Source organism: Noviherbaspirillum saxi, assembly GCF_003591035.1.
Taxonomy (GTDB): Bacteria; Pseudomonadota; Gammaproteobacteria; order Burkholderiales; family Burkholderiaceae_D; genus Noviherbaspirillum; species Noviherbaspirillum saxi.
Map to the genome: position 1 here is coordinate 446,805 of NZ_QYUO01000002.1, position 15,326 is coordinate 462,130.

Annotated in this window: 14 protein-coding genes; 7 read left to right on the top strand and 7 right to left on the bottom strand. The window is 59.5% G+C overall.

Going from position 1 to position 15,326, the window contains the following annotated elements:
* Positions 1-259: 259 nt before the first annotated feature.
* Entirely contained in the window at positions 260-1,348 is a 1,089-nt protein-coding gene (locus D3871_RS17940) for a porin (RefSeq protein ID WP_119770462.1), read from the top strand.
* 48 nt (positions 1,349-1,396) lie between these two features.
* On the opposite strand, the gene D3871_RS17945 is transcribed toward D3871_RS17940, so the two are convergent.
* From D3871_RS17945 to D3871_RS17965, 5 genes are all read right to left on the bottom strand, one after another.
* Positions 1,397-1,888 carry a GlcG/HbpS family heme-binding protein gene (locus D3871_RS17945; RefSeq protein ID WP_199724834.1) on the bottom strand — a complete coding sequence of 164 codons (492 nt, stop codon included), beginning with the start codon at positions 1,886-1,888 and terminating at the stop codon, positions 1,397-1,399.
* Between the two features lie 127 nt (positions 1,889-2,015).
* Positions 2,016-2,645: a response regulator transcription factor gene (locus D3871_RS17950; RefSeq protein WP_119770464.1), complete on the bottom strand. Its 630-nt coding sequence runs from the start codon at positions 2,643-2,645 to the stop codon at positions 2,016-2,018.
* On the bottom strand, positions 2,642-4,129 hold the full coding sequence (locus tag D3871_RS17955) for a sensor histidine kinase (protein ID WP_147376844.1): 1,488 nt from the start codon (positions 4,127-4,129) through the stop codon (positions 2,642-2,644). The genes D3871_RS17950 and D3871_RS17955 overlap by 4 nt, the downstream gene beginning before the upstream one ends.
* A 98-nt stretch (positions 4,130-4,227) precedes the next feature.
* Positions 4,228-5,856: an HAL/PAL/TAL family ammonia-lyase gene (locus tag D3871_RS17960; protein ID WP_119770466.1), complete on the bottom strand. Its 1,629-nt coding sequence runs from the start codon at positions 5,854-5,856 to the stop codon at positions 4,228-4,230.
* A 65-nt stretch (positions 5,857-5,921) separates the two neighbouring features.
* Positions 5,922-7,163 (bottom strand): allantoate amidohydrolase, encoded by a 1,242-nt coding sequence (locus D3871_RS17965; RefSeq protein ID WP_119770467.1) that lies wholly within the window; start codon positions 7,161-7,163, stop codon positions 5,922-5,924.
* Positions 7,164-7,445: 282 nt separating this feature from the next.
* On the opposite strand from D3871_RS17965, the gene D3871_RS17970 reads away from it, so the two are divergent.
* Positions 7,446-8,147, top strand: a complete 702-nt coding sequence (locus D3871_RS17970; protein ID WP_119770468.1) for a GntR family transcriptional regulator — start codon at positions 7,446-7,448, stop codon at positions 8,145-8,147.
* A 63-nt stretch (positions 8,148-8,210) separates the two neighbouring features.
* Here D3871_RS17970 and D3871_RS17975 read toward each other — a convergent pair whose 3' ends face one another.
* Positions 8,211-8,438: a hypothetical protein gene (locus D3871_RS17975; RefSeq protein WP_119770469.1), complete on the bottom strand. Its 228-nt coding sequence runs from the start codon at positions 8,436-8,438 to the stop codon at positions 8,211-8,213.
* 71 nt (positions 8,439-8,509) lie between these two features.
* Here D3871_RS17975 and D3871_RS17980 point away from each other — a divergent pair, with 71 nt between their 5' ends.
* The 4 genes from D3871_RS17980 to D3871_RS17995 all read left to right on the top strand — a co-directional run bounded on the left by D3871_RS17980 (position 8,510) and on the right by D3871_RS17995 (position 12,812).
* Positions 8,510-10,537, top strand: coding sequence for an AsmA family protein (locus D3871_RS17980; RefSeq protein WP_233575705.1), 2,028 nt, complete (start codon positions 8,510-8,512; stop codon positions 10,535-10,537).
* 123 nt (positions 10,538-10,660) lie between these two features.
* Positions 10,661-11,110 (top strand): thioesterase family protein, encoded by a 450-nt coding sequence (locus D3871_RS17985; RefSeq protein WP_119770471.1) that lies wholly within the window; start codon positions 10,661-10,663, stop codon positions 11,108-11,110.
* Between the two features lie 123 nt (positions 11,111-11,233).
* Positions 11,234-12,526, top strand: coding sequence for a multidrug effflux MFS transporter (locus D3871_RS17990; protein WP_119770472.1), 1,293 nt, complete (start codon positions 11,234-11,236; stop codon positions 12,524-12,526).
* 85 nt (positions 12,527-12,611) lie between these two features.
* Positions 12,612-12,812 carry a hypothetical protein gene (locus D3871_RS17995; protein WP_119770473.1) on the top strand — a complete coding sequence of 67 codons (201 nt, stop codon included), beginning with the start codon at positions 12,612-12,614 and terminating at the stop codon, positions 12,810-12,812.
* 39 nt (positions 12,813-12,851) lie between these two features.
* On the opposite strand, the gene D3871_RS18000 is transcribed toward D3871_RS17995, so the two are convergent.
* Positions 12,852-13,142 (bottom strand): GNAT family N-acetyltransferase, encoded by a 291-nt coding sequence (locus tag D3871_RS18000; RefSeq protein ID WP_119771424.1) that lies wholly within the window; start codon positions 13,140-13,142, stop codon positions 12,852-12,854.
* A 381-nt stretch (positions 13,143-13,523) separates the two neighbouring features.
* On the opposite strand from D3871_RS18000, the gene glgA reads away from it, so the two are divergent.
* Positions 13,524-15,050, top strand: coding sequence for a glycogen synthase GlgA (gene glgA / locus D3871_RS18005; RefSeq protein WP_119770474.1), 1,527 nt, complete (start codon positions 13,524-13,526; stop codon positions 15,048-15,050).
* Positions 15,051-15,326 lie beyond the last annotated feature (276 nt).

Consider the following 15,326-nt stretch of genomic DNA (forward strand, 5'->3'; position numbering starts at 1 on the left):
TACTGCGTTAAAAGCTTTCGCTGAACGGCCCCTTCCCCCTGCAAGGGGGAAGGTTGGGATGGGGGTAGGGTGCTCGTTTCATTAACTGCATTGGCTCGACCACTCTACCCCTACCCTAGCCCTCCCCCTACGCCGGGCGCCCCTGCAAGGGGGAGGGGACCCTACACGAAAACTTGAGATGCAGTAGTAAGTCCATCAATCAACAAAAGCGCAGGACAACATGCGCCGCCATACATCACTTAACTAGGGAGGAGACATCATGAAGAAATACCCAGTACTTGCTGCCGCCATCGCCATCCTGGCCGCGCAGGGCGCTTTCGCGCAAACCAGCATTACCGTGCAGGGCGCGGTGGACGTGTTTGCCGGATCGCTGAAAAACAGCGGCGATACTGCACGCCGCGCGGTCGTCAACAGCGGCGGCATGACCACGTCCTACTTCGGCTTCAAGGGAAGCGAAGACCTGGGCGGCGGCTTGAAAGCGGATTTCGCGCTGAACGGCTTTTACCAGGCCGATACCGGTACCTCGGGACGCTTCGGCGGCGACAACCTGTTTTCACGCGATGCCAATGTCGGCTTGTCGGGCTCCTTCGGCAAGATCCAGTTTGGCCGTGGACTGGCGCCCAGTTTCCTGCCTGCGGTGCTGTTCAATCCGTTCGGCGATTCGTTCACGTTCTCGCCCCTGGTGGTCCACACGTATGTACCCTCCGGCGCCTTCGGCGCACGCAGCTGGATCGCGGCAAACGCTTCCGACAGCGGCTGGAGCAATGAAATCATTTACTCGACGCCGGACCTGAATGGCTTGCGCGCCAACCTGCATTACCAGTTCGGCGAAGTGGCCGGCCGTACCGGCACCAACAACATCGCGCTGAACCTGTTGTACTCCAAGGGACCGCTCGGCTTGAGCGCCTATTATCACGACGCCGAAGTCAGCAACCCGAATGCCGGCGGCGCGCTGATCGATCCGACTGCGGCGCCGGTCAATTACCGTGCGATCACGCGGCAAAAAGCCTATTTTGCCGGCGCGAGCTACAACTTCAACGTCGCCAAGCTGTTCGCCACCTACCAGGTCAATGATAACGATACGGCCACGGCCCTAAGTATGAAAGGCAAGACCTTCAGCCTCGGCATGAGCGCGCCGCTCGGGCAGGGTTCGGTATTGCTTGGCTATGCCAACACCAAACGCGACGGCAGCCTGATCGGCAGCGATATCAAGCGCGACACGTTGTCAGTGGGCTACGACTATCTGATGTCGAAACGTACCGATCTGTATACGGTGCTGATGTCGGACAAGATCACCGGCGCGAGCCGGGCGGCCAGCTTCGGTATCGGCGTACGGCACCGGTTCTAAAAAGCGATGCGGCCGGCGCTTGTCGCGCCGGCCGCCTGGCTAATACCATTACTTCAACTGATCCTTCACTTTTTCCAGCGCCGCCTGTGCGCACTGATCGTCGAGATGGCCGCCGGGCGCGCCGCCGATGCCGATCCCGCCGATCACGTCATCGCCCGACTTGACCGGCAATCCCCCGCCCAGCAGCAAAAAGCCCGGCAAGTAGACCAGGTTCGCCGCGCCCGGATTCTTTTGCGCGGTTTCCATCATCGCCAATGTCGAGCCCTTCGCCGATGCCGAGGTAAAGGCTTTTTGCTGGCTCGATCCAAGTGTATGCGGGCCGGCATTGTCCGCGCGGTGCATGGCTTTGACCTGCCCGCTGCGATCGACCACGGTGACCGCGACTGCATAGCCTTTTTCCGCACAGGCGGCGACGCCCGCCGCAGCGAGTTGATTGGCAAGATTCAGGCTGATGTTGCGCTCGGTACGGACTTGCGCCGAAGCTGTAGCTGCGGCGGCGGAAAGCAGGACAACGCAAAGCGTCTTGCTGGCAAAATTCATCGATTTCTCCATTGATCGGGTTGGCAAGCGGTTCATGCGAACCGTTCCGCCAGCTTATCGAACGCGCGCATGAGCGCCAATCCGGAAAGCTCCGCGATGCACTAAGGAGATCTACGTATGTTATGCATCACTGCAATTCATGCGGTGCATCAACCAGCGGCGCGTATTGCCGGATCAACTGCGCCAGGGTCTCCGTTTCCAGCTTTTCCACCAGATGGGCGCGATGCACTTCCACCGTACGCGGCGACAGGTCGAGCGCATGACCGATCTCGCGGTTGGTCATGCCGGCTACCAGCAATTCCAGCACTTCGCGTTCGCGTGCGGAAAGCCGCAGATAGCGTTCGCGCGCCGTCCGTTCGGCTTCCTTGCGGCCCTTGTTCAGCAGATGTTCTGTCAATGCGCGTTGCAGCGTATCGATCAATACTTCGTCATCGACCGGTTTTTCTAAAAACTCTGTCGCGCCCGCCTTGAATGCGCGGCGGCAAAGATCGACCGTGCCGTGCCCGGTCAGAATGATCACCGGTTGCGAAATGTTCATCGCGCCCAGCCGGTCGAGCAATCCCATGCCGCTGCCGCCCGGCATGCGTACATCGAGCAGGATGATGCCCGCCTGCGCTGGGTCGAATGCACGCAGAAATTGCTCCGGGTCGGCATAGGTGCGTACCTGCATGCCTACCGTCGACAGCAGCAAGGCCAGGCCTTGCCTGACCGCGTCGTCGTCATCGACCAGGTGGACCAGGGGAAGGACAGTATTCATTTCGCAGCCTCCGTAGCAGCGTGGACCAGAACGACCATAAATTCGGCACCGCCTGTCGCGCGGTTGGATCCGGCGATGCGCCCGCCCATGCTCTCGATCAGGCGTTCGCATAAAGTAAGACCAAGGCCCAGACCGGCCGGCTTGGTCGTGAAAAAGGGATCGAACAGCTGCGGCAGCTGATGTGGCTGAATGCCGGGACCGGAGTCTGCCACCTTGAGCACCGCATGCGCTCCGTCGCGGGCAATGTCGATATGCAGAACACGCGAGGTAGAGGCGACCGCTTCCATCGCCTGCAGGGCATTGAGCAGCAGGTTGTGCAATATTTGGTCGAGTGCAACCGGGTCTGCGAGCACGAGCAGCGGTTGTGGTGTTTCGCTTCTTTTTACCGTGACCTGACGCTGCCGGATTTCCGGCTCCAGCAAATGCAGCACGCGATCGACGGCCGTGGCGAGCACCACCGGACGCACCTCGCCGGGCGCATTGGGATGCTCAAGCGCAGTGCGAAAGCGGTTGACCACGGTGCTGGCACGGCGCGCCTGTTCCACCGCACGACTGAGTGCTTCGCGTAAAACGGCGGCATCGGTTTGCGGCTGATCCAGCAGGCGGCGTGCTGCCTGGCAATTCGCGAGGATTGCCGTCAGCGGCTGGTTGAGTTCATGTGCGACGCCTGCTGCCAGTTCGCCCATGGTATTGAGCCGCTCCGCGCGGCGCAGCCGCAGCAAGCCTTCGGCGCGGCTGCGTCCGACCACCTGCCGCCGCACGTTGGCAGCGATGATGAATGCAACGCTCAGCATGAGCAGCCAGATTCCGGCCTTTAACCAGGGCAGGTCGCCCCACTGCAAGCTGCGCCGTATGCGCAGATCGAAGGGCTGCGTGTCGGACGACAAATGTTTTTCAAACTTCAGATTCCAGAGTCCTTCGGTATTGCCGGTTTGCTGCAGCGCCAGTGTCTGCGCGTCGGAATGCAGGTCGATATGCAAAGGCGCAGCGGGCCATTCGCCGCGCGGGATCATTTTGCGGATATCGATGTGCAGCGCCCAGGTTCGCGTGGCGCCGGCAAGCACCAGCCAATAGCGGCCCTGCGCGAAATCGCGGCTGTCGACGGTGGCGCGGTGATGCAGGCGCGACAGATCTTCCGATTCGGCAAGCCGGTCGAGGTGGTGTTCGCTGGTAGGTCTGCAGGTGGCTGACAGGACTTGCGGGTAGATGATGGCGACTTGCTTGTATGCCGACGCGGCGCAGCCATGCGCATCGGTGCCGTTGCTTGCTTCCAGCGTAGCCAGTATTGCGTCATGCTGAACCGTGCGCTGCGTCAGCAGACGATGTGCAATGCGGCTGTCGGTTTCAAAGCCCAGCCGTATTGCATTGAGTTCGATGCGACAGAGCAGCAGTGTGCCGGCCAGCGCGAGCACACCCCATGCGGCAATCCATGGTGCAGGTTCGGATCGAAGTGCGGATAAGAATGGCACAGTGTTTTTCGTCACCGACGTTGCCTCGCAGAGCTTGTCCACATTGCAAAAAAAGAGGCGCACCGTGATTTGCCGGTGCGCCTCTCAAGGGCAGGTACGCTAGTCAGACAAAATCAGACAAATTTGCCGAACTTTTTCTCCACCGCCGCGCGCACCGAGCCGGTGGTAACAAACGAGCGCGCGACCTCGACGTCATTGTGGAACCAGCGATCTCCATCGAGGCAGGCCGGAATCTGGCGCCGCACTTCATCGTAGGCGGCCTGCGTACCCTGGCCGAGTACGAAGCCGGGCAGCAGCGATTCGGTCATGGTCAATCCCTGCGCGGCCAGCAGCATTTCGACGCCGACGATGTACTGGGTGTTTTCGATCACGGTCGCAGCCTTGCGCGCGCACCAGGTCGAGTTGGAGATATGGTCTTCGCTATTGCCCTTGGACGGGATGCTGTCGACGCTGCCCGGCATGCAGAGCGTGCGGTTTTCCATCACCAGTGAACTCATCGAGCATTGCACCACCGGATAACCGGTGTTGACGCCGCGGATGCCGGTCATCAGGTTGCGCGGCAAGCCCCACGACAGGGTCGGGTCGATCAGGCGCGCAATGCGGCGCTCGACGATGCTGCCGAGGTCGGTCACTGCCATCGCGAGCAGGTCCATCGCCTGTGCCAGGTACTGGCCGTGGAAGTTTCCGCCGGAAATGATTTCGAAGCCGCCGCCGTCTTTTGAAAAGATCAGCGGATTGTCGGTGGCTGAATTGATTTCGCGCGTGACGATGGTGTCGATATAGTCGAGCGCATCGAATACCGGGCCATAGACTTGCGGCGCACAGCGCAGCGAATACACATCCTGGATGCGCGGCGTATAGGCGATGTCGGTACGGCGCAATTCGTCCGGGAACTGGATCGCGCGCGCTTCATGCGTGGTGCGGGTCGAGCCCTTGAGCAGATTGCGGATGATCGCCGCGGTCTTGATCTGGCCTGCGTGCGGACGCGCGAGATGAATACGCTCGTCGAAGCCCGCCATTTCGGCGCGCATCGCTTCCAATGTCAGGCCGAGCGACAGGCAGGCGTCCGACAGCAGGTTGCGCGCGTCGTGCGCGGCGAGTACGGCGACCGCCAGCGACACGGTACAGCCGTTGATCAGCGCCGACGCATCCTTGGCCTTCAGCTCGAACTCGACCGGTCCGACGCCGGATTCGGTGATTGCTTGCGGTGCGCTCATGCGCTTGCCCTGGTACATCACTTCGGCTTCTTCAAAGCCTGCTATCGCTGCCGCCAGATAAGCGAGCGGGGCCAAGTCGCCCGATGCGCCGACCGAACCCTTCTGCGGCATGATCGGATGGATGCCAGCGTTGATGAAGGCCAGCAGGCGATCGACCACTTCTACGCGCGGCGCCGAATAATTGCTGGCAAACGCATTGGCGCGCAGCAGCATGGTCGCGCGGCTGACTTCCTCGGAAAAGGGCTCGCCCATGCCGGCTGCATGCGCCTTGATCATCTGGGTCTGGAACAGGCCGATGTGCTCGACCTTGATGCGGGTATCCTTCAGCAGGCCCACGCCGGTGTTGAAGCTGTACATCATCGGCGCTTCGTCATGCATCCAGGTCGATTCGATGAAGTCGCGGCTCTGCTTCAATGCATCGCGCGAGGACTGCGCGAGTCCGACCTGCACCTGCGTGTTGCGCGCCACTGCGACAACCTGTTCTGCGGTCAGATTGAAGCCGTCGATAAGAGTAGTTGTAGTCATGTTGTGTACCGTCTTGTTCGCTTGCTAGATGGATAAATGAATTACGTGAAGCATTGCCTTTTCTGTCAGTGCTGGTGCGTAAAGTGTTCGACAAAATCGCCGAACGCTTGCGCCGCGATGTCCGCATCGTCGACCGTCATGATTTCATCCGGATGGTGGCTGATGCCGCCGTTGCCGCAACGGACGAACAGCATTGCGACATCGGTGATCGCAGCCAGCGCCATTGCGTCATGTCCGGCGCCGGAGGGCAGATGACACACCGCCATGTCGGTATTGCCGATCGCGGCGCCCAGTTGCCGCTGCAGCCAGCCGGCGCACGGCACGCTACGCGCCTCATGGGTTTTGTTGATATCGAGGCTGACGCTGCGGCGCGCGGCGATTTCCTGCATCGCGTTAAGCACATCCGCAACGGCTGCTTCACGCACTTCGTCGGTTTCGGCGCGGATATCAATCGTGAACACTGCCTTGCCCGGCACCACATTGGCTGCGCCGTTGGGGACGTTGAGTTGCCCCACCGTACCGACGAGGCCGGCGATACCGGAACAGCGTTTTTCGATATACAGGCCGATTTCCGCCGCGGTCATTGCCGCATCGCGGCGCAGCGTCATCGGTACCGTGCCGGCGTGTCCGGCGAGTCCGGTCGCCTGGACCTGGAAGCGCGTTGCACCGGAGATCGCGGTCACCACGCCGAGCGGCAGGTTGGCGTCGAGCAGCACCGGACCCTGTTCGATATGAACTTCGACAAAGGCCAGGACGTTCTCGCGCGGATAGGCGGCGCGCGCCAGCTGCTCCGGATTGAAGCCGGCTGCATGCATGACCTGGCGCATGCTTTTTCCCTGGTCATCGATCTTGTCCAGCACCGAGGTATCGAAAGTGCCGGCGATCGCGCGGCTGCCCAGCAGCGTAGCTTTGAAGCGCACCCCCTCTTCCTCGGCGAAACCGATCACTTCGATCGCGAACGGAAAGCGCTTGCCCTGCCGGTTCCATTCCGCAATGCAGGCAATCGGAAGAAGGATGCCGAGATTGCCGTCGTATTTGCCGGCATCGCGCACGGTATCGAAATGCGAACCCGTGAGCAGGGCCGGTGCGTCGGCGGTTTGTCCTTCATAGCGGCCGATCACATTGCCGGCGGCGTCGCGGCGCACGCTCATCCCGGCCTCGCGCATCCACTGGCCCAGCTGCTCGGCGGCCCCGGCGTGCGCGGCGGTTAGATAGGTGCGGGTCAGCATGTCTTGTGCTTCGCTGTGACCCGCCAGCTCATCGGCCCAGCGCATGATCGTTGCGCCCTTGCTGCCTGCCTGGTTCATGGAGTCTCCTTCATGCGGTTTCCTTTATCCGTCCCTGGAACAGGGTATTCCGGTACATGGGAAGTATAATATCGTATTCAAAGATTGTATACAAAAAGATTTGGCGCAGATGCCGTGCTGCAGCAATCCTGCTGCTATAGTACCTATTAATCACACTTTGACATGGCATTCGAGCCTGATGCTGGTGGCAGTTGTGCCAATCGGTCATCGAGTGACTTCGACTGTTGCCGTCATGTTAAGCTGCGCGTTGCGCGCATTCCCCGACACCCGTTATGCCTAGTTATGCCAAAGCCACTTAAAGAAGAACCCGCTGCAGCGAAAAGCGCCAATGAAATCGCGGAAGACATCGCCGCAGCGATCGCCGCGCGCCAGTTGCCGCCGGGGACAAAGTTGCGGGAAGAAGCGCTGTCGCGCCTGTATTCGGTCAGCCGGACCAAGATCCGCGCGGCGCTGTTGACGCTGTCCAAGGACAAGCTGATCGATATCATTCCCGATCGCGGCGCCTTCGTCAGCCAGCCGACCGAAACCGAGGCGCGTGAAATTTTCGCTACGCGCCGCATTCTGGAAGCGGCGCTGGCCCGCGAGTTTGTCGCCAAAGCGCGCCCGGCCGACTACAAGATGCTGGACAAACACCTCAAGGCCGAGCGTGCCGCCATTTCCGGACAAGACTCCAAGGTGCGTTCCCAGCTACTGGGCGACTTCCATGTGCTGATGGCGCAGATTGTCGGCAATCAGGTGCTGGTCGAAATTCTGCAGGAACTGGTGGCGCGCAGTTCGCTGATCACCATGCTGTATCAGTCCGACATGGACGCGGTCTGCTCCTCCGACGAGCACCGCGAATTCCTTGAAGCGGCGAAAGCCGGCAAGACCGAACGCGCGGTCAAACTCATCCTCGATCATCTCGACCATGTCGAGTCGGCGCTGCGCTTCGACAAGAGCGTCGAAGAATCCCGGCGCGATCTGGTGTCGGTATTGCTGGCGTAAACGGCAGCGGGACCGTTCTTCAGAGCGATCCCGCCAATTCAGGTTTGCAATCAATCAGTACGACTAACGGGCGTTCGGCCCGATCACACCGATGTCCAGATAGGGCGCGCCGCGCCGGTTCGGATAACCAGCCAGCTTAAAGAAAGTGTCTTTTTTGGACACAATAATGTTTGGGGGGAATCCGAACTCCATTACCATCGCCGCGCAAGGGATGCTATCCCCATCGATACCATTGCATACCGCCTTTGCGGTAAAGATCAGCTTACTGTCGGCCAAGCTTGATGTACGCATAATTTGTCATCTCAAAACGTTTCAGTCGAACTAGCCGTTGTCGCATTGATCATATCGATATGAAACGCGCAATGAAACTTGTGCTGGGAACGATCGCCGGCCTTATCGGCCTATTGATCCTGGCGCTGGTCATCCTTTCCACCGCTGACCTGAACCGGGCCAAGCCCTGGATCAACGAGCGTGTCAGCGCAGCGACGGAACGCTCGTTTGCCATCAACGGCGATCTCTCGCTGAGCTGGACCAGACCGCTGCATCAGCAGCAGGGATGGAAGCGCTTCGTACCATGGCCGCATTTCCAAGCCAAGGACGTGGTGCTGGGCAATCCCGACTGGGCGGCTACTGGTCCTGAAATGGCCCGTATCGGACAGGTCGATTTCGGCGTCAATCTGCTGGCGTTACTGCGCAAGACTATCGTGCTCCATTCGCTTTCGATTTCGCAGGCAAAACTTGTACTGGAGCATGACAAGGGCGACCGCAATAACTGGACTTTTCCAAAGAAGGAAGAAACCGAATCGAAATGGCAGTTCAGGGTGCAGGACCTGATGGTGCGGGAAGGCAATGTGCGTTATGTAGACCCCGGCAAGAAAGCCGATCTTACCGTGAGCATCGACACCGAAGAAGATAGCAGCATGAGTTTCAAGGCTGCAGGCAAATTCAACAATGAAAAACTCAGCGGCAGCGGCAAGACAGGCAGCTTGCTGTCGCTGCAGGAAAAGAATGTCAAATTTCCGGTGGAGGCGCTGCTCAAGGTGGGAGAAACCACGATCATCGCCAATGGTACGCTGACCGAACCGGCGCACCTGAGCGCCTTGGACCTGGATCTCAAAATACTCGGCGCCAGCATGGCCGACCTGTTTCCGCTGAGCGGTGTCCTGTTGCCCACCACACCAAAGTTTTCCACCGAAGGCCGGGTTGTCGGTAACCTGACGCCAGGGGCAATACATTTACGTTATGAAAAGTTCAAGGGCAAAGTCGGTTCCAGCGATATCGGCGGCACACTGGAATACCGGCAGCAGAAACCGCGCCCGTTGCTTGTCGGCGACGTGATGTCCAACCATCTTGACCTTGGCGATCTGGGTGCCCTGATCGGGACCGGCGACGAGAGCGGTCCGCGAAAGAATGCCTCCGACGTCAAGCAGCCTCCCGACAAGGTATTGCCGGTATCGCCGTTCAAGACCGAGCGCTGGGACAAGATGGATGTGGATGTCAAATTCACCGGTCGCAAGATCGTCAGGGCCAAGAGCGTACCGCTCGACAACCTGCATACCAAGATCGACATGAAGAATGGCGTACTGACGCTGGCACCGCTCAATTTTGGCGTCGCCGGAGGCAGGATTACGACCGACATCAGTATCGATGGTCGCAAGGATCCGGCCAACGCCCGCATGAAGGTTACCGCGCGCGGTCTCAAGCTCAAGCAAATGTTTCCCGACGTCGAATCGATGCAAGCCAGTTTCGGTGAAATCAATGGCAATGCGCAATTGACTGCGGCAGGCAATTCGGTCGCCGCATTGCTCGGATCCTCCAACGGCGAAATCAAATCGCTGATTACACAAGGCAGCATCAGCAAATTCATCCTGGAAGCGATGGGACTCAATATCGGCAGCGCGGTAGTTGCCAAGCTGTTCGGCGACCGCCAGGTGCAACTCAATTGCATGGCTGCCGATTTCGGCGTCAAGGATGGCTTGATGCAAACGCGCACCTTCGTCGTCGATACCCAGGATGCGACGATACTCGTCGACGGCCACATCAACTTCGCGAGCGAAGAGATGAATCTGAAGATATGGCCCGAGAGCAAGGGCATACGCATCATTTCCCTGCGTTCTCCATTGCATGTCGAGGGCACGTTCAAGAAGCCGGATCTCGGCATCGACAAGGGCGTCGTTGCGCTGAAGGCAGGAGCGGCTATTGCGCTCGGGACCATCGCCGCCCCGGTGGCGGCATTGCTGGCACTGATCAACCCCGGTCCGGGCCAGGATCCACCGTGCAAGGAATTGCTGGCCGACGCCGGCAAGAAACCGGTCGCGCCGGCCCCGGACAAGTCCGCCGCCAGCACGCAACAGAAGATGGGTGAAGCGCAAGGCGCAACGAATCGATAAGCGCGGTCGGTTCCGATATGGCGGGCCGGCAATTCGTCGAACGGGTAAAATTGCGGGCGTGTCTTCGCCGACACGCCCTGTGGTCGCGCCTTGCGGCCGTTTCCCGTTCATAGAAATGTTGTCATGGCCCGCCTCACGCTAGAGTTCCCCGAACACCAGTTTTACTATTCCACCCACCTCACCGTCCGCGTCACCGATATCAACGGCGCCAATCATCTGGGCAATGACTCGATGATTTCCATGATTTCCGAAGCGCGCGCCCGTTTTCTGTACGACTTCGGCATTGAAGAAACACAGGAAGACCGTGTCGGCATCATCGTCACCGATCTCGCGACGACTTACCGCACGGAAGCGCATGCGCGCGATCAGCTGCTGTTTGAAGTCGGTGTCATGGACTTCAACAAATACGGCGGCGACATCATATTCCGCATCACCCGGCCGCGCGATAATGCGCTGATCGCGATGGCCAAGTCGGGATTCGTGTTCTTCAATTATCAGGACACCCGTGTCGTGGCGATGCCTGAAGTGTTTCACAACAAGTTTGCTCGCGTGAATTGGGTGGACCGGGAATAAACCGGCGCGGGCAGGCTTGATGCATTGATGCGACTGACTCCTGGCTGAACCAATAGCGGCCGGCAAAGTCGGACCAGAATAACGCGCGCCGCAGCAGCAGTACGCCGAACTACACCATCCGCGATGAGAAAAACAGAATCCCAGCCTGCCGTCGCTGCTCCAGCCACTGTCGAAACATCCGGTTCCAGACCCGCAAACGAACGCGGATTGGCCTTGCTGCTGGCCGCGCTCGCGATGCTCGGGCCATTTTCGGTCGATACCTACCTGCCAGCATTTCCGAGCATACAGGCGAGCCTGCAGACGACCGCGATTGAAGTGCAGCAAACCCTGACCGCGTACATGTTTTCATTCGCGGTCATGATTCTCTGGCATGGCGCGCTGTCCGATGCCTTCGGCCGCCGCAACATCATCCTTGGATCGCTGGCCGTGTTTTGCGTCGCATCGCTCGGCTGCGCGGCCGTGCACAGCATCGAATACCTGTGGGCCTTCCGCATCCTGCAAGGCGTATCGGCCGGCGCGGGCGTGGTGATCGGGCGCGCCATCATCCGCGACCTGTATTCCGGCGCGCCGGCGGCACGCCTGCTATCGCTGGTGACGATGATCTTTTCGGTAGCGCCTGCGATTGCGCCTATCCTGGGCGGCTGGATTGTCAAGATCCGTGACTGGCGCGCGATCTTTCTGTTCCTGTTTCTCTATACCGTGCTGCTGATCTGGTTTTGCTATAAGCGCCTGCCGGAAACGCTGCCGGTCGACAAGCGTCAGATTTTCAGCCCGCAGGCGCTGTGGAGCAGCTACCGGCGCGTATTCGGCTCGCCATTGTTTCATCTGAAGGCCGGTACCGTCGCCTTCAATTTTGCGGGGCTGTTCTTGTATGTGGCGGCCGCGCCGGCGTTCATCACCGAGCATCTCGGGCTCGGCCCTGACCAGTTCGGCTGGCAGTTCGTTCCTACCGTGGCAGGCATCTTCCTCGGCGCGTTTACGGTGAACCGGTTGGCCGGCAGCATCACGGTTCCCAGGCAGGTGATACTTGGCTTCTGTTTTCTGATCGGCTCCGGGCTGTTCAATGTCGCGTACCACGCATTCTTTCCTCCTGCACTGCCATGGTCGGTCGCGCCGCTGTTCTTTTATGCCTTCGGCATGTCGGTCGTTGCGCCCGGCGTTACGTTGCTGGTACTGGATCTGTTTCCGGACATACGCGGACTGATCGCTTCTTGCCAGTCATTCACGCAGACCATGCTGGCCGCGCTGGTTGCCGGCGTGATCGCGCCCTTTCTTTCGCATTCAGTGTTGTGGCTCGCTGCCGGGCAACTGGTTGCGGTCGTGATCGCCCTATGCTTGTGGCTGGGCGGCCGTTCCTACCGTCAGGCGCAAATTCAGCGCGAGCTCAATGCCTGGGAGACAGTGCCGGTCGAATAGTTCGAAAAAATCCAGGTGATAGTGTTTGAAACTGTCGGGCCGATGGCGACTCTATCTGTAGGTTATCCATCACCGGGACAACGCAATGAAAGTACAAGTCATTCACGAAAACGCCAATGGAGAACGTACCGAATTCGGTATCTATGAACTGCCGCATATGCCGCCTGTGGCGGAGCCGTTTCCTGTCAACAGCCAGACTTTTTATCTGGCCAGGGCGTATTTCGGCCCGGACGAGGATGGCATGTACCAGCTGATCCTGGAAGGTGAACCGGGACGAATGCAGTAAGGATTCGTAGATGCCGGCATACGCAGCAATGCATGCCTGTCAGCGCCGGTCCGCTACCAGATCTTCATATTCCGCATGCCGGTCGATATAGGATGCGATGAATTCGCATGCCGGCATCACATTCCTGTTCGTCGCTCTCACCTGCTCCAGCGTTTGCCGGGCCAGCGCCGATCCATAGCCCTTGCCTTCATGTTGCGGCAGGATTTCGGTATGGACGATCGTCACCGTATCGCCGTCCACCATGTATTGCGCAAATCCGACGACATTCCCGTCGGCGATCAGTTCATAGCGCCGTGCGTCGGCATTGTCGTGCAGTATGGGCTGATTCATGGCCTTCCCGAGGTGAGTGCAGTGGATGAGTTCGTTTTGCCGCAGTATTCGTTCTCTGACCCGCGATGCCGCCTTGCGTTCGGCATTGTATGCCGGCAATTCGCTTAGGTAGTTGCCGATGTTCTGACGCAGGGACGCAATCTGGATCGAACGAAGCCGATGCATCAATGATGCTTGGCTCGGCAAGTTCGCCAAGTTGATTTTACGCAATAGACAGCGGCCTGCCGCGCCTTATTGTTATCGCACTCGGCATCTTCCATCAGCGGCACGCTGCAAAGCGTGTCGTCTGCGCACGTGTCAACGACTCGCAGAACAAGCGCACGCCTGCTCGTCTCGTTATCCGGAAATGCATCCTCATCCATCCATCAGGGAGCCATCAGCTTGAATGCTCGTGTTCTGCTCGTTACTTCAGAAGCTGTTCCACTTGTTAAAACCGGCGGGCTTGCCGATGTGATCACCTCGCTGGCAGGTGCGCTGCGCCGGCGCGGTATCGATGCCACGGTACTGATGCCCGGCTATCCGGCAGCGAAAGAACGCGCGGAAGAGTTGGAGTCCATCGGTGAATTGCCTGACCTGCCTGGCGGATCGGGGCGTCTGCTCAAAGGCGTCATGCCGGGCAGCGATGTGCCGGTGGTGCTGCTGGAAACGGCATGCATAGATGCGCGTACCGCCAATCCCTATGTCGATTGCCAGGGACAGGAGTTTGCCGACAATGCGCAATGCTTTGCGTCGCTCTCGCATGCGGCGGTCAGTATCTGCGCGGGAGAAACGGCGTTGCCGATACCGCATGTGGTGCACGCGAACGACTGGCATGCCGGATTGATTGCCGCACTGCTGAAGCTGCGGCAGATCGACAATGTCGGTTCGCTGCTGACCATTCATAACCTCGCGTTTCAAGGCAATTATCCGATGGACCTTGCGTCGGCGCTGGGTATTCCGGACTGGATGCTGACGCCCGATGAAATGGAATTCTGGGGCCGGATGAGCTTTCTGAAGGCCGGCATTCGTCATGCGGACCGCATTTCCACGGTCAGCCAATCCTATGCGAACGAAATACTGACGCCGCGCTTCGGGCATGGCATGGACGGCTTGCTGAATGTGCGCAGGCAAGATCTGGTCGCGATCCGCAACGGAGTCGATACCGATACCTGGGATCCCGCCAACGATACGCTGATCGCACGCCAGTTCAGCCTGGCCGACATGCGCGGCAAAACCAGCTGCAAGCGCGAGTTGCAAATGCTGTTCAATCTGCCGGTCGAACCCTTCGCGCCTGTGCTGGCGATTGGCAGCCGCATCACGCATCAAAAGATGGCCGATGTCGCATTGCGCTCGCTGCCGGAAATCTTGACGCGCTATCCGCGCGCGCAGTTGGTCTTGGTCGGTCGTGGCGACCGCGAGTATGAACAGGGTTTCATGGCCCTTGCCGAGCGTTTCGCCGGCCGCGTCGGCGTATATATCGGTTACGAAGAAAAACACGCGCATGCACTGCATGCAGGCGCCGACATGCTGCTGCATGGCACGCGTTTCGAGCCTTTCGGTTTGACGCCGCTGTATTCGATGCGCTACGGCACGATCCCGATCGCATCGCGCGTCGGCGGCATGATCGATTCCATCGCTGACGGCGGATTGAGCGGTCCGGTGCCCGACAACGCCAACGGTATTCTGTTCGACGGAGAAACCGCCGACGACATGAGCACTGCGGTCAGCCGTGCATTCGAGCTGTATGCGATACCCAATGAATGGCATGCCATGCAGCGCAATGCCATGTCTGCAAACTTCTCGTGGGATCCGCCGGCCGAGCAATACATGGCGCTCTATCGCGAGATCGCACCGGCGCACGCGAGAGCACTGTTTTCCGATGCACAGGATGCGCAGCCGGCCGATGCCCAGCACTACAAGACAGCCTGATCGATGCGGTAGCGACTTTTTCCCATCCAGGGAAAAGGGTAGGGAAATCGGCACGTCACCACGATAACTCGAACGCAGCGATGCAGCAGCATGCATTCGCTCGCCTGTCATTCGATAGAAATCAATCGGGCGTACCGCAGCGGCCGCGTGCCCGCAACTTAGTTCGATCGAAATACTCAATATGGATATAGTCGTCCATAACGGTCGCACTCTGCACACCGCCTCGGGACGGACTGTTTGGCTGGCATTGATGCTACAGCCATGCTCCACCGTCGT